The sequence below is a fragment of the Acinetobacter sp. YH01004 genome, from assembly GCF_013420455.1.
Lineage (GTDB): Bacteria > Pseudomonadota > Gammaproteobacteria > Pseudomonadales > Moraxellaceae > Acinetobacter > Acinetobacter towneri.
In genome coordinates, this window is sequence record NZ_VOXZ01000002.1 from 140,732 (window position 1) to 154,191 (window position 13,460).

General features: G+C 41.1%; 16 protein-coding genes. 10 read left to right on the plus strand and 6 right to left on the minus strand.

Translation table 11 applies throughout. The features are described from left to right. Positions 1 to 115 precede the first annotated feature (115 nt). Complete coding sequence (grxD, locus tag FTT71_RS01100) at positions 116 to 457, minus strand: Grx4 family monothiol glutaredoxin (RefSeq protein WP_019837647.1); 342 nt, start codon at positions 455 to 457, stop codon at positions 116 to 118. Positions 458 to 618: 161 nt separating this feature from the next. Between grxD and FTT71_RS01105 the strand changes: the two genes are divergently transcribed. Further along, entirely contained in the window at positions 619 to 1,830 is a 1,212-nt protein-coding gene (locus FTT71_RS01105) for an aspartate aminotransferase family protein (protein WP_131261143.1), read from the plus strand. Positions 1,831 to 1,912: 82 nt separating this feature from the next. On the opposite strand, the gene FTT71_RS01110 is transcribed toward FTT71_RS01105, so the two are convergent. The 3 genes from FTT71_RS01110 to surE all read right to left on the minus strand — a co-directional run bounded on the left by FTT71_RS01110 (position 1,913) and on the right by surE (position 4,648). Beyond that, positions 1,913 to 2,842 (minus strand): LysR family transcriptional regulator, encoded by a 930-nt coding sequence (locus tag FTT71_RS01110; RefSeq protein WP_180160660.1) that lies wholly within the window; start codon positions 2,840 to 2,842, stop codon positions 1,913 to 1,915. Between the two features lie 95 nt (positions 2,843 to 2,937). After that, positions 2,938 to 3,765 carry a peptidoglycan DD-metalloendopeptidase family protein gene (locus tag FTT71_RS01115; RefSeq protein WP_096901076.1) on the minus strand — a complete coding sequence of 276 codons (828 nt, stop codon included), beginning with the start codon at positions 3,763 to 3,765 and terminating at the stop codon, positions 2,938 to 2,940. A 106-nt stretch (positions 3,766 to 3,871) separates the two neighbouring features. Further along, the gene (gene surE / locus FTT71_RS01120) at positions 3,872 to 4,648 is read right to left on the minus strand and encodes a 5'/3'-nucleotidase SurE (RefSeq protein WP_179993900.1); all 777 of its coding nucleotides are present in this window, start codon (positions 4,646 to 4,648) and stop codon (positions 3,872 to 3,874) included. 211 nt (positions 4,649 to 4,859) lie between these two features. Between surE and FTT71_RS01125 the strand changes: the two genes are divergently transcribed. The 4 genes from FTT71_RS01125 (at position 4,860) to FTT71_RS01140 (ending at position 7,844) form a co-directional block, all read left to right on the plus strand. Then, on the plus strand, positions 4,860 to 5,231 hold the full coding sequence (locus tag FTT71_RS01125) for an MCR_0457 family protein (RefSeq protein ID WP_026438310.1): 372 nt from the start codon (positions 4,860 to 4,862) through the stop codon (positions 5,229 to 5,231). A gap of 317 nt (positions 5,232 to 5,548) precedes the next feature. Continuing rightward, positions 5,549 to 5,941, plus strand: a complete 393-nt coding sequence (locus tag FTT71_RS01130; protein ID WP_004971644.1) for an MCR_0457 family protein — start codon at positions 5,549 to 5,551, stop codon at positions 5,939 to 5,941. A gap of 117 nt (positions 5,942 to 6,058) precedes the next feature. Then, positions 6,059 to 7,207 (plus strand): D-alanyl-D-alanine carboxypeptidase PBP5/6, encoded by a 1,149-nt coding sequence (gene dacC / locus FTT71_RS01135; RefSeq protein WP_004971646.1) that lies wholly within the window; start codon positions 6,059 to 6,061, stop codon positions 7,205 to 7,207. A 106-nt stretch (positions 7,208 to 7,313) separates the two neighbouring features. After that, on the plus strand, positions 7,314 to 7,844 hold the full coding sequence (locus FTT71_RS01140) for a gamma carbonic anhydrase family protein (RefSeq protein ID WP_004971648.1): 531 nt from the start codon (positions 7,314 to 7,316) through the stop codon (positions 7,842 to 7,844). Between the two features lie 42 nt (positions 7,845 to 7,886). Here FTT71_RS01140 and FTT71_RS01145 read toward each other — a convergent pair whose 3' ends face one another. Next, on the minus strand, positions 7,887 to 8,093 hold the full coding sequence (locus tag FTT71_RS01145; protein ID WP_104851773.1) for a DNA-binding protein: 207 nt from the start codon (positions 8,091 to 8,093) through the stop codon (positions 7,887 to 7,889). A gap of 133 nt (positions 8,094 to 8,226) precedes the next feature. On the opposite strand from FTT71_RS01145, the gene FTT71_RS01150 reads away from it, so the two are divergent. The 5 genes from FTT71_RS01150 to FTT71_RS01170 all read left to right on the plus strand — a co-directional run bounded on the left by FTT71_RS01150 (position 8,227) and on the right by FTT71_RS01170 (position 12,749). After that, positions 8,227 to 8,712: an NUDIX hydrolase gene (locus FTT71_RS01150; protein WP_096901080.1), complete on the plus strand. Its 486-nt coding sequence runs from the start codon at positions 8,227 to 8,229 to the stop codon at positions 8,710 to 8,712. Between the two features lie 4 nt (positions 8,713 to 8,716). After that, positions 8,717 to 9,850, plus strand: coding sequence for a tRNA 2-thiouridine(34) synthase MnmA (gene mnmA / locus FTT71_RS01155; protein WP_004971657.1), 1,134 nt, complete (start codon positions 8,717 to 8,719; stop codon positions 9,848 to 9,850). A 12-nt stretch (positions 9,851 to 9,862) separates the two neighbouring features. Then, positions 9,863 to 10,594 carry a high frequency lysogenization protein HflD gene (hflD, locus tag FTT71_RS01160; protein WP_004971659.1) on the plus strand — a complete coding sequence of 244 codons (732 nt, stop codon included), beginning with the start codon at positions 9,863 to 9,865 and terminating at the stop codon, positions 10,592 to 10,594. Between the two features lie 55 nt (positions 10,595 to 10,649). After that, a complete protein-coding gene (gene purB / locus FTT71_RS01165) occupies positions 10,650 to 12,038 on the plus strand; it encodes an adenylosuccinate lyase (protein ID WP_180160661.1) in 1,389 nt (462 codons plus the stop codon). A gap of 90 nt (positions 12,039 to 12,128) precedes the next feature. Next, positions 12,129 to 12,749, plus strand: coding sequence for a DUF2238 domain-containing protein (locus FTT71_RS01170; RefSeq protein WP_180160662.1), 621 nt, complete (start codon positions 12,129 to 12,131; stop codon positions 12,747 to 12,749). 30 nt (positions 12,750 to 12,779) lie between these two features. Here the strand turns inward: FTT71_RS01170 and FTT71_RS01175 are convergent, their stop codons facing one another. Then, positions 12,780 to 13,406, minus strand: coding sequence for a cytochrome b/b6 domain-containing protein (locus FTT71_RS01175; protein ID WP_180160663.1), 627 nt, complete (start codon positions 13,404 to 13,406; stop codon positions 12,780 to 12,782). Positions 13,407 to 13,460: the final 54 nt, after the last annotated feature.

Sequence of the window (13,460 nt, forward strand, 5' to 3'; positions counted from 1 at the left end):
ATTCAAATCAGCTATTCAAGTGAATTCCAGATATAAAAAAAGCGCCAAGGCGCTTTTTTTATATCAACTTTTTTGTATGGATGACTTTGGTCTAGTGTGACCCAAGTCCAATACTTTAAGCTTCAGGTGCTGGGCTGTATTGCTCAACTAAAGGCTTTAACTCACCTTTCTGGAACATATCCAACATAATATCGCTACCACCAATCAACTCACCGTTAATCCACAATTGTGGGAAAGTTGGCCAGTTGGCAATTTTTGGCAAAGTGGTACGAATATCCTGATTTTCTAAAATATTCACATAAGCAAAAGGACGACCAATTTGACTGAGTGCTTCTACTGCGCGCGCAGAAAAACCGCATTGTGGAAATTGTGGTGTGCCTTTCATGTAAAGAAGAACAGCATGTTTAGCAATTTGTTCACGAATTAACGCTTCGGTATCGCGTACTTGTTCAGTCATTGGTAAATCCTCAACTCATCTGTGTGGCATTATACCCAAAACCGAGCAAAACAGTACGTCTAAAGCAATAAATCCAATTTTATTTACAATTAGGCTTTTCATCTGCAGTAGATTTTGCTTATATAAGTTTTTCCCTCCAACCTAACAGATAAGAGTTAGTCATGAATAACATTACCCTTGCTCCTGTGCAAACTGATCAACCATCACATTTGATGCCTGTATTTGGCCGTCAGCCGATCAGCTTTGTCCGCGGTCGAGGTTCTTATCTTTATACTGAAGATGGCACAGAATATTTAGATGCACTTACAGGCATTGCCGTATGTGGTTTAGGTCACGCACACCCTGCAATTACCGAAGCCATTGCAGATCAGGCGGCTACCTTAATTCACACCAGTAACTTGTTTGAAGTGCCGTGGCAGACTGCTGCTGCACAAAAATTGGCGCAAGTTGCTGGCATGGAAGAAGTGTTTTTTTCAAACAGTGGCGCAGAGTCTAACGAAGGTGCAATTAAAATTGCACGTAAATTCGGTCATATGCAAGGCGTAGCCAATCCTAAAATTATTGTTGCAGATCACTCTTTCCACGGTCGTACTTTGGCTACCCTGTCTGCAACTGGCAATAAAAAAGTTCAGGAAGGTTTTGCACCTTTGGTTGAAGGCTTTATTCGTGTGCCTTTTGGTGATGTCGAAGCCATTGAAGAAGCTGCGATTCAGCATCCTGATATTGTGGCTATTTTAGTCGAGCCGATTCAGGGTGAAGGCGGTGTGAATACTGCACCACAAGGCTTTAGCTACCTAGAAGACATCCGCCGTATTTGTAATCAACACAACTGGCTGATGATGCTGGATGAAGTACAAACAGGAAATGGTCGTACAGGTAAATTCTTTGCTTATCAGCACACCAATATTGTGCCTGATGTATTGACTACAGCGAAAGGTTTGGGCAATGGCTTCCCAATTGGTGCAGTCATGACTCAAGGTCGTGGTGTGGGCGTTCTTACTGCTGGTAATCATGGCTCAACCTACAGTGGTACTGCGTTAGGTTCACGCGTGGTTTACACTGTTATTGACACCATCCAGAAAGAAAACTTGGTAGAAAATGCAGCAAAAATGGGTGGCTACATTGTGGAACAATTGCGTCAACAACTCGCAGACCAAAATGTAAGCGTGCGTGGTTTTGGCTTGATGATTGGTATTGAATTACCAAAACCATGTGCAGAGTTGGTCGATATTGCCCGCGATGAATACAAAATGATTATTAACGTAACTGCAGGTTCTGTGGTGCGTTTATTGCCAACATTAAATATTACTCAAGCCCAGGCAGATCAATTGATTGAACGCCTTGTAGCAATGATTAAAAAATTCTTGGCTTAAATAAATCCCTAACAAAAAGCCGCAGTTTGAACTGCGGCTTTTTGCTAACTAAATGGTCGATCAGTATATTATCAACATTCAATTAAGATGCTTCTTGAAACACTCGCCCACCCGGCAATTGAGAAAAATATTGTTTTAAGGCTTCCAAACAACGATGTACTTTCATCGGTTGTTGCTCATGTTTGGAAATGATTGCATACAAGGTAAATGCGGGTAATTTCCACTCAGGCAAAATTTCAACCAAACTGCCATTAAGCAAATCTTTTTGAATATCCAAATGCAAAATTCGCGCAAGCCCATGCCCTTGCATACACAAAGATTTAGACACCAACACATTATTGGTCGATAGACGCGAGCCCAACTCTACATCCACATTTTCAGCAGTGCTGATATGCTTAAAATTGAGTTGCTGAAAATTCTTCATAATGGTTAATGGAATTAACTCGTGATGTTTTAAATCTTCAGGACGTGAAATGGGCGCGGTTTGATTTAAATAACTAGGTGATGCGACTAAAACTTGGTCAATAAGTGCAATAGGAATCACATGCTGGTTTTGATCTTCAATTTTTGGACTCATACGCAGCGCAATATCAATGCGACCATCAATCAGGTCAATGTATTGATTGTCGGTTTCTAGATGGATAGATAAACCACGATGGGCCGACATCCAATGTGAAAGAGCGGGAATCACATGGTTCGCGGCTAATTCTGGAGTGGTGGCAATTCTTAAATCACCGACCAAATCATCTCTTAACTCATTAATGCGTATTTTACCACGCTCAGCAGCGGCGAGCATTTCTTGACAACTGTGGAAAAAAGCTTGTCCTGCTTCAGTCAAACTCAGTTTTCTAGTAGAACGATGCAGAAGCGTGACTTCCATATCTTGTTCTAGTGAACGGATTTGCTGACTGACGGCGCTGGTGGTGATCCCTAAATCACGTGCTGCACCGCTAAACGAGCTTTTTTCAACAACACAAGCAAATACACCCATTGCTCGAAGTTGATCTAACATAAATTCCCTCTGAAATTATAATCGTTGCCCTCATCTATCGATAAAAGCAACTTATTGTATTATACGGTGAAATTTATGCTTTGTATTCGTGATATTTAATTTATTGGTAAAACATTAGTTGGATTGATTGGCTTGCCATCTAGACGTACCTGAAACTCCAACATGGTACGTGTTGCACCAGAAGAACCCATTTCAGCAATCTTTTGACCCGCTGTGACATTTTGACCACTGCTCACATTCATCTTACTGTTATGTGCATAGGCGGTGATATAACCATCAATGTGCTTGATTAAAATCAAGTTCCCATATTCTTTTAATCCATCTGCAGCATAAACCACCTGCCCATCTGCTGCGGCATAAATTGGATCGCCCACATTGCCACCGTAACGAATTCCTTTGATATTACTTGCCAAATTAAACTGTGCAATCACAGCACCTTGTGATGGTTTCACCCAGCGCAATGTGCTGCTACGCACAGGTGTACTTGGTGTGGTTGAGCTAGTGGTCGTGGTTGTAGTCGATGTTACCGGTGCAGGTGTCACAGGTGTCGTTGGTAATGTGACTGTTTGACGTTGAATTGGTGCAGCCTGTGTTACAGGGCGAGTGCTTGTTGTACGTGGTGCATTGCCCGCTTTCAAACGAATCGACTGCCCGACATAAATACGATACGGCGGTGCAATATCATTCATTTCTGCAATGCTGAGATAGCTCAAACCATAACGTGCAGCGATACCACTTAAAGTATCACCCGAACGCACAGTATAAAAATTCGGCGCTGTTGCATAACGCGCAGAATTATTCACTTGAGGTTTAGAGGCACAACCACTCAACACGACGGTAGCCACAACAGCACTTGATAACACTAAGGTTTTCAACAATGCTGTTGGTGTGCTAAATAAACGATACTGAAACACCACAGGCATTCTTTCCTCTCTACAAATTCTAAATATTTTCTATTGCGCTAAGAGTAGCAAAAAAGTCCTTGTAATGAGGCTTACAAGCTACTTTTTCACAAAGTTATAACATTAGTTAGCCAATTTGGGAAAATTGACTGTGCAATGATTGCAAAACGTCATAATTGGTGGCATCCATCTGAATTGGTGTCACGCTGACATAGCCATTTGCTACCGCAAAAAAATCAGACTCAATTTCAGTTAAGCCTTTTTTCGGTGCAGCCACTGCCTCGCCCGACAAACCAATCCAATACACTTGACGCCCTCGTGGATCGACCTGACTAGTAATTGGCTTAGATTGGGTACGCTGTCCTTGATAGGTAATTTTTGTGCCCTGCAACACTGGCACATCTGGAATATTCACATTAATAATATGTCGTGCAGGTAAACTTGGTAAACCTTGAGCAATAAAGTCATGTACCCACTGCGCTGCCTGCATATAATCTTGCGGATGCTGATAAGCACGTACATTATGCCCTGCAAGTGATACCGCAATCGCAGGCTGTTTCATCAAACGTCCTTCAAATGCCGCACCGACTGTGCCTGAGTACAGTACATCATCCCCTAGATTTGCACCGCTGTTAATGCCGCTGACCACCAAATCAAATTCGAAATCGAACAATCCATTCATCGACAAATAGACACAGTCTGCAGGTGTACCATTCACTGCCCAGACATCTTCAGCAATTTGCACAGGACGTAATGGTCGGTCTAAAGTCAGCGCACTCGAAAAACCACTGCGTTCACTTTCGGGTGCAACAATCACCACGCGACCCAAAGGTTTTAAGGCTTTCGCCAAAGCTTGGATACCAGGTGCAAACACGCCATCATCATTGGCTATCAAAATATTCACAGAAAAATCTCAGATAAAACAAATATAAAGGTTATATACTAAAATATAGCAACGTCGGTTCAATCTTAAACTTGTTTGTGCCTGATTCATGCCTAAGCACATTTAATAAGCACACGACAACAAAATGACTGATCAGCACATTTCATTGAAATATACAAAAGATTATATATATTTAGCGCTTAACATCCATCCAAAAATATATGTGATTCTCATGATTTTAGCTTTGTCATTTCGTCGTTTATTGGGTCTAGGTTTTGCTGCTGTATTAACGCAGTCTGTAATTGCAGAAGATTTGACTGCAGCAGAAGCCAATACGATTGTGAAAGAAGATGTTGCAGCGGCACAAGTCATGACTGAAATGTGCCCTGCACTGATTGGAAAAAATGCAAAATTAGATGCCAATATTCAAGCACTGATTCAAACTTATCTACAAGATTATTCAGAATCGAACATGACGCTTGCCAAACTACAAGCCGACGCAGAATATCAATCCGTTTTAGCTGAAGCGCGTGAAGCAGCAAAAGATACAGCCAAAGAAGAGCAAAAAGTAGTGTGTCAGGAAGCTTTAGAATTAGCACTTTAAATCACATGATTTAAATACTATTTTGAGCCTGTAAATAATTTTGCATACTCACCCTTTAAGGCAAACTTTCAAAGTTTGCCTTAAATTTTATGCTTAGTTTTTATATCTGGTATTTTTCCACTATTATTTTACGCTTTATATCAAGCCACTGATTTTCAAATTTCAGACTTTAATCTTCACTTTTTATACATGATTTGCGCTCAGATCACACAGCTTTAATACATTTTCACTCTTTCAATTCGCAAATAAATGATTCATCTTATAAGCACTTAAATGAATCGGTAGATTCAGTTCAAACAATATTTAAGGTACTTGATATGCAATTTTCTGGCTTAAAAAATTCACGTGCAGTTCATTTTTTTGGCGCAGTTGCGCTCAGTTTGGGTTTAAGTCAAGCCGCAATTGCGCAAGAAGAAAATATTGAAGTGACGCCATTACAACAAGTGACTCAGCAAGAATTAGCCGCTATTTATGTGTTATCTGAAGTTTGCCCTTCACTAGTCAAAGAACAAGATCAATTTCATCAGGGTTATACAAAACTTGCCCAAGAATATATGCCTAAAGAAAAAGACGCTGTTACTGCCTTAAGTAAACTCAGCAAACAAAAAAGCTTCCAGCCAATTTTAAAAGAAGCCCGTGCCGATGCCAAAGCTGCTGGAACAGCCAAAAACCAAGCAATTTGCCAAGAATTGACAGCATATAGCAGATAATACAATTTGGTTACAATACTTTTATCAATAAGCCGATTTCTCCCATAGAAGTCGGCTGAGCTTTGCCCTAAAATGCTAGCTCTTTTGTGCATACCTCAAGTATTGGAACCTCTTAGAATGACCCCAAAAAGCGCCCTTGCTGCATTATTACTATTACCAAGCTTTTCTTATGCAGCAACTGTCTTAGCTACACCACCAGAACTCAATAACAAATCATACGTTTTGATGGATTATGAGACGGGACAAATTTTAGCTTCAAAAAATGAAAACGAAAAACTCGCCCCTGCCTCAATGACCAAAATGATGACTAGTTTCATCATTGAACAAAAGTTATTAAAAGGCGAACTCACGGAAGATGAACAAGTCCGCATGAATGAGTCTGCATGGTGTCGTGGCAGCAGCACAGAATCATGTATGTATGTTCCTTTAAATGGCACAGCAACCGTACTTGAAATGCTACGCGGAATTATCGTGCAATCGGGCAACGATGCATCTAAAGCCATGGCAGAGCACATTGCAGGTAATGAAGGCACATTCGTTCACATGATGAATGAAGAAGCCAAACGTATTGGCATGAGCAATACCCAGTTTATGAACTCTACGGGTATGCCTGCTGAAGGTCACTTTTCTACCGCAAAAGATATGGCGACTTTAGCGCAGCACATCATCCATGACAGCTCAAAATACTACCCAATTTATTCTGAAAAAGAGTTTTCTTTTAATGGAATTAAACAAGGCAACCGTAATGCCCTGTTATATACCGACCCAAGCGTGGATGGTTTAAAAACAGGTCATACCAACGAAGCGGGTTACTGCTTAACCACTTCATCTAAACGTGGCCCAATGCGTTTAATTTCGGTGATTTTTGGTGCGCCAACCATGCAAGCTCGTGCAACTCAAACTCGTGAATTGTTAGCTTGGGGTTATGCAAACTACGAAACTGTACGTGTACAGCCTGCCAACCAAGTCTTAGCTAAAGCAAAAGTATGGTACGGTAAAAGCAAAGAAGCACAAATTGGTTTGCCAGAAAACTTTAACGTGACCATGCCAAAAGGCAAAGCCAACCAAATTAAAACTCAATTGGTGGTTCAACCTAAATTGACTGCTCCTTTGAAAAAAGGTCAAGTGATTGGTAAATATGTCGCAACCTTAGATGGTAAAGTGATTGCTGAAAAACCATTGGTGGCGTTGCAGGAAGTGGAAGAAGCGGGTTTCTTTGCACGTATGCTAGACCATATCAAACAATTCTTTAGCAACTTATTCTAAGATTCATAAGCTTAGACTAAAGCGCAAAGCACACATGCCCGCATGTGTGCTTTTTTATTTTATACTGTCCTCAATCCTAAATTTATAAGCTAAAGATTTGTCCATCATGAAAAAAAATGTGCGTGCTTATTTAGAGCAAACCCCAAAAATTGACGCAAGCTGTTATGTAGATGAATTGTCGGTGGTGATTGGTGATGTGCATTTGGCCGCAAATGTATCGGTTTGGCCATTTGCCGTGATTCGTGGTGATGTTAACCATATTCGGATTGGTCAAAATTCCAATGTGCAAGATCATGCCATGCTGCATGTTAGCCATAAAAAAGCCGACAAACCTGAAGGTTCACCGCTGATTATTGGCGAAGATGTCACAGTTGGACATGGTGTGACCTTACACGGCTGCACCATTGGCAATCGGGTGTTATTGGGCATCAACACAATTGTTTTGGATGATGTCATTATTGAAGATGATGTAATGATTGGCGCAGGGTCTTTAGTGCCACCGCGTAAGCGTTTGGAAAGTGGCTATTTGTACGTGGGTAGCCCTGTGCAAAAAGTTCGTCCTTTAACCGACAAGGAAAAAGAGTTTTTGCCTTATTCTGCACGGCACTATGTAAAAGTGGCGGGGAATTATCAATAATCCACCCCTCAAAGTTCTTTTTGATTGTTGTAATTTGAGGGATTACACGTTCTGCACCGTTAATTTTAAACTCAGTGTATGAATGACATGATTAATCTTATCAAATCGAGAGGCTGAATCTTGACTTAGAGTTTTATACAAAGCTTTACGGTCAATATCTGCCTCTTTTTCTATTTGTGCAATAGCTTTGACTTTGGCAACAACACCTAGCGCAAATGAGATCACATCCAGCATCACCAAATGAATCAAAGAACAAAGTACCCCTCACATCTTCCCACAACTACACAAACCTACATTTACAGTTTTAAAGAAATCCCCTTTCAACATAGCCACATCCCCCTAAATTTTGTAGAATATGCGTTTTACCCCATGGTGCTTTTCAATGACCGCTTGGACTGCTCACGTTACTGTCGCCACCGTTATCGAAAAAAACGGAAAATTCCTGTTTGTTGAAGAACATACAGAAGGTGTGACGCATAGCGTGTTTAATCAGCCTGCAGGGCATGTTGAAGCTGGCGAAAGCTTAATTGAAGCAGCAATACGTGAAACCATGGAAGAAACTGGGCATCGGGTGAAAATTAATGCCTTACTCGGTATTTATAGCTATACTCCGCCTATGTTTCCTGACCGCACCTATTATCGCTTCTGCTTTCTAGCCGAATCGCTGCAACATGATGCGCAAGCCCAGCTCGATCCCGATATTATTGGTACAGTATGGATGTCTGCAGACGAACTGGCTGAATCAGCACGTGCCCGAAGTCCGTTGGTACTGAAAGCGGTTCAAGATGCGCTCAGTGGTCAATCTTATCCTTTATCGCTCATTTACGAGCACCAAAATTCTCCCCTTATTTCTAGTTTGGATGCCTAATCCTATGCAACAACGTGTCATCGTCGGTATGTCAGGTGGTGTAGATTCATCTGTTTCTGCTGCACTTCTACTTCAACAAGGTTATCAGGTTGAAGGGCTTTTCATGAAAAACTGGGAAGAAGATGACGGCACTGAATATTGCACCGCGATGGAAGATCTTGCCGATGCGCAAGCGGTGTGCGACAAGCTAGGCATTAAGTTGCATACAGCCAACTTTGCGATGGAATATTGGGATCGGGTTTTTGAGCATTTTCTTGCCGAATATGCCGCAGGACGCACGCCAAACCCAGATATTTTATGCAATAAAGAAATTAAGTTCCGTGCCTTTTTAGATCACGCCATGAATTTAGGCGCAGATTTTATCGCCACAGGTCACTACGCTCGTCGTGGTGGAACGCAGTACAACTCCAAAGGTGAAGCATACGCTCCACTGTTACGTGGTTTAGATAAAAATAAAGATCAAACCTATTTCTTACATGCAGTGCATGGTCGTGAAATCAATAAAACCTTGTTCCCTGTGGGCGAAATTGAAAAGCCGCAAGTCCGAAAAATTGCCGAAGAACTAGATTTAGTCACTGCCAAGAAAAAAGACTCGACAGGGATTTGCTTTATTGGTGAACGTCGCTTTAATGATTTCTTAAAACAATATTTGCCTGCTCAAGCTGGAAAAATTGTTTTAGACGATGGCAAAGAGGTTGGTGAACATCACGGCTTAATGTACTATACGCTCGGTCAGCGTGGCGGGATTGGTATTGGCGGCTTAAAAGGTGTTGCTGAAGGTGCATGGTTTGTCCTGCATAAAGATATTGAAAACAATCGTTTAGTGATTGGTCAAGGTCATGAACATCCACTCATGCAAAGCACTATTTTATGGAGCGAAGCAATTGATTGGGTGGCAGGTGAACAAGAAATTCCAGCGTCAGGCTTCCGTTGTACTTGTCGCACTCGCTATCGCCAAGATGATCAGGACTGTGTAATTTTCAATGATGACAGCATGCCTGGCGGTGTACGTGTGGAATTTGATGAGCCACAACGTGCAGTCACTCCTGGTCAAAGTGTCGTATTCTATTCAGGCGAAGTGTGTTTAGGTGGTGGTGTGATTCACCATACCAATGCACCTAAACCCGATTTTATTTAAGGATTGTTTTGGATGACAGAGTTACCGTTTCAACAGTCACCAACTCTGAATGTTCGCCAAAATCGTGCCTTGGCGTTAGCGGGTGTGTTTCAAGCCACCCAGCTCACGCACATGACTGCACTCACAGGCAGACAAAGTATTGGTGAAAGCGGTAACTTTTATTTTGAGCAATTGATTAAAGCCAGTTTAAATATCCGTCCAAGTAGCAACCACAGTTCGCAAACTTTGGATTTTTTTAATCATTTGGCCGATATTTCTTTGGGTTTAAAAACGCTAGAAAGCAGCATCAACCAACCTTTTAATACTGCTCCTAAATCGCGTTTACCTAAACTATCCAATACCAAACTACCCATGTCGTATGCGATGGCACTCTTACAATTAGAAAAGAAAGTGTATAGCAATCCTAAATACGTCGAAATTATTGAGCAGTCACAGCAAAAAATCTTAAAACAACTTTCATTTTTTGATCATAACTATTTGCATCCCAGTATTATTGCCAATTTAGCCCAAACTTATGTCGATACTGCGGGACAAATTAACCCGCGCATTATGGTACGTGGCAATGCAGAAGCATTTAAGGATTCTGCACATACCAACCGAATTCGAGCTTCGCTTTTTACAGGCTTACAAATGGCACACCTTTGGCGTCAACTTGGTGGCAGTTCATGGGGCATGGTATTTAGCAAACGTAAATTATTACGTGATATTCAAGATCTGGCGCGTTTACAGTATCAGGTGGTTTAAACCATGCTGAACACGCTTTTGTTTTAGGTTTAATTCCAAAGTTTAAGGAATCGATATGAACGCTTTAACCGCACTTTCTCCATTAGATGGGCGCTATGCAAGCAAATGTGATGCACTCCGCCCTTTCCTCTCTGAGTTTGGTTTAATCCATGCTCGTGTGACTGTTGAAGTGCGTTGGTTACAAGCGCTTGCCAATCGTCCTGAAATTACCGAAGTACCTGCTTTCAGTGCTGCAACGAATGCTGCATTAGATGCAATTGTTGCAGATTTCTCTGAAGATGATGCCAACCGCATTAAAGAAATTGAACGCACCACCAACCATGACGTAAAAGCAGTTGAATATTTCTTAAAAGAAAAAATTGCCAACATTGATGAGTTAAAAAATGCAGGTGAGTTCATTCACTTTGCTTGTACTTCAGAAGACATCAACAACTTGTCACATGCTTTAATGCTTAAAAATGGTCGTGAAGTATTGGTTGCAGCGATGCAGCAAATCATTGATTCGATTGTTGCATTGGCAGAAAAACACGCAGATCAACCAATGTTGTCACGTACTCACGGTCAAACTGCAAGCCCAACAACTTTGGGTAAAGAAATGGCAAACGTGGCATATCGTCTTGCTCGTCAAATCAAACAGTTCAAACAAGTTGAGCTTTTGGGCAAAATCAATGGTGCAGTAGGTAACTACAACGCTCACCTTTCTGCTTACCCAGAAATCAACTGGCCTGCACATTCTCAAGCATTTGTTGAGTCTTTAGGCTTAACATTTAACCCATATACCACACAAATCGAGCCACACGATTACATGGCAGAATTGTTTGATGCATTACGTCGTTTCAACACTATTCTAATCGACTTCAACCGTGACGTTTGGGGTTATATCTCACTTGGTTTCTTCAAGCAAAAACTTAAAGAAGGCGAAGTTGGTTCTTCAACCATGCCACATAAAGTTAACCCAATTGACTTTGAAAACTCTGAAGGTAACTTAGGCATTGCTAACGCAGTCTTGGCACACTTGGGTGAAAAATTACCAATTTCTCGCTGGCAGCGTGACTTAACTGACTCGACTGTTCTACGTAACATGGGTGTTGGTTTTGCACAAAGCTTGATCGCATTTGAAGCCTGCTCTAAAGGTATTGGTAAACTTGAATTGAATGCACAGCGTATTCTTGAAGATTTAGACAATGCACAAGAGGTATTGGCTGAACCAATTCAAACCGTTATGCGTCGTTATAACATCGAAAAACCATACGAAAAACTAAAAGCCCTGACTCGTGGTCAAGCCATGACACGTGACATGATGGTCGATTTTGTAAATGGTAACGAGTTAGAAGGCGTTCCTGCAGCAGACCGTGCACGTTTAGCGGAAATGACTCCTGCAACTTATATAGGTAATGCTGCTGAACAAGCTAAACAAGTTGCTGATCTTATTTCTAAAATCTAGTTTGTATAGCAATAACCCGAATACAAAAATGCGAAGCTTCGGCTTCGCATTTTTATTAGAATAAAATAAATCTCCCAAATCAAAATCCACATGGAAAATCAATTCCTCATTAAACATTACTGCGCTTTAGGTTTGGTCGTACTCGCCATGTTTGCTGCCAGTATTCAACCACTGGAATTTGAGTCATATTTACTGCATCAGGCAGGCACAGTTTTTATGATGGCTGGTTTGCTGATTGCCTTTAAAAAAGTAGGACTGAGCTTTTCCAGTTTTGTGCTGTATTTAATATTTTTACTGATTCACATTGTCGGGGCACATTATCTGTATTCTTATGTGCCCTATAATGATTGGATTTTGCACAGCTTTGGCTTTAATTTAGATCAAAGCATGGGCTGGTCACGCAATATGTATGACCGCTTTGTGCATTTGGCTTATGGTATTTTGCTCTACCCTGTTTTATTGCGCTTGTTTGAAGTCTGGTTTCCAAAAAACAAACCGATCGTTTTATATCTTTTAGTCATTCAATTTGTCATGGCAAGCAGTTTGATTTATGAATGGGTGGAATGGCTCATTGCGCTTGGCTTATCGCCTGAAGATGCTGAAAATTATAATGGTCAGCAAGGTGATATTTGGGATGCACACATGGATATGCTTTTAGCAACGATAGGGGCAATGCTGATGGGATGCTTCTACTTGATCAAGAAACCCTAACAGGATGCCTCTTTCGTACTAAATCCAAATTTATTGCCAATACCACCACCAGAAGCCAGCTAAACTTGCGACTGAAATCATCCAGATCAACACCGTTAATACTGCAGGTTTACCTGAACCCCAAAACATGGTTTTGGCAAGCCATTTTTTAAACAATACGCTGCTTAAAGTTAGGCTCGCTAAATGCACCAATACTGCAGCCAAGAATAAATTTGCAGCAAATTCATGCACCTCTTTTAAGGTATGACTCTGGGTATAATCGGTGAAAAATCCAGCCAACACAGTTAAAGGCAATGCCAACCAAATCAACAAAATACTGAATTGAAATGCACTAGAACTACTTGACTTTAAAAACTGCAATGAAAAAAACTGCTGAGGCTGTTTCCAATAGCGTTTTACAAATTGTTGAATCATGCCTAAACGTTTAGAAATTCCTGTTGGCTGTGTGCTGTTCAACATACTCAACACCTGCCACAAAATTCGTAAAGCTAAACTAATCCCCAACGTATAGCCAAAAGCCATATGTAACTGATGCCATTCTTCCGCATCACCTGTTAAATAAGCCCCTGTAAAACTTAGCTGCATCACCACATGCAAAAAGCGAATCATTAAATCTGTAGATGTTGATTGCTTCGCGGGCACACTATTTGTTTGCATATTCAATCTATCAAGGTGGTTTTGTTCTTATCACAAAGATATAACATCAAGCTG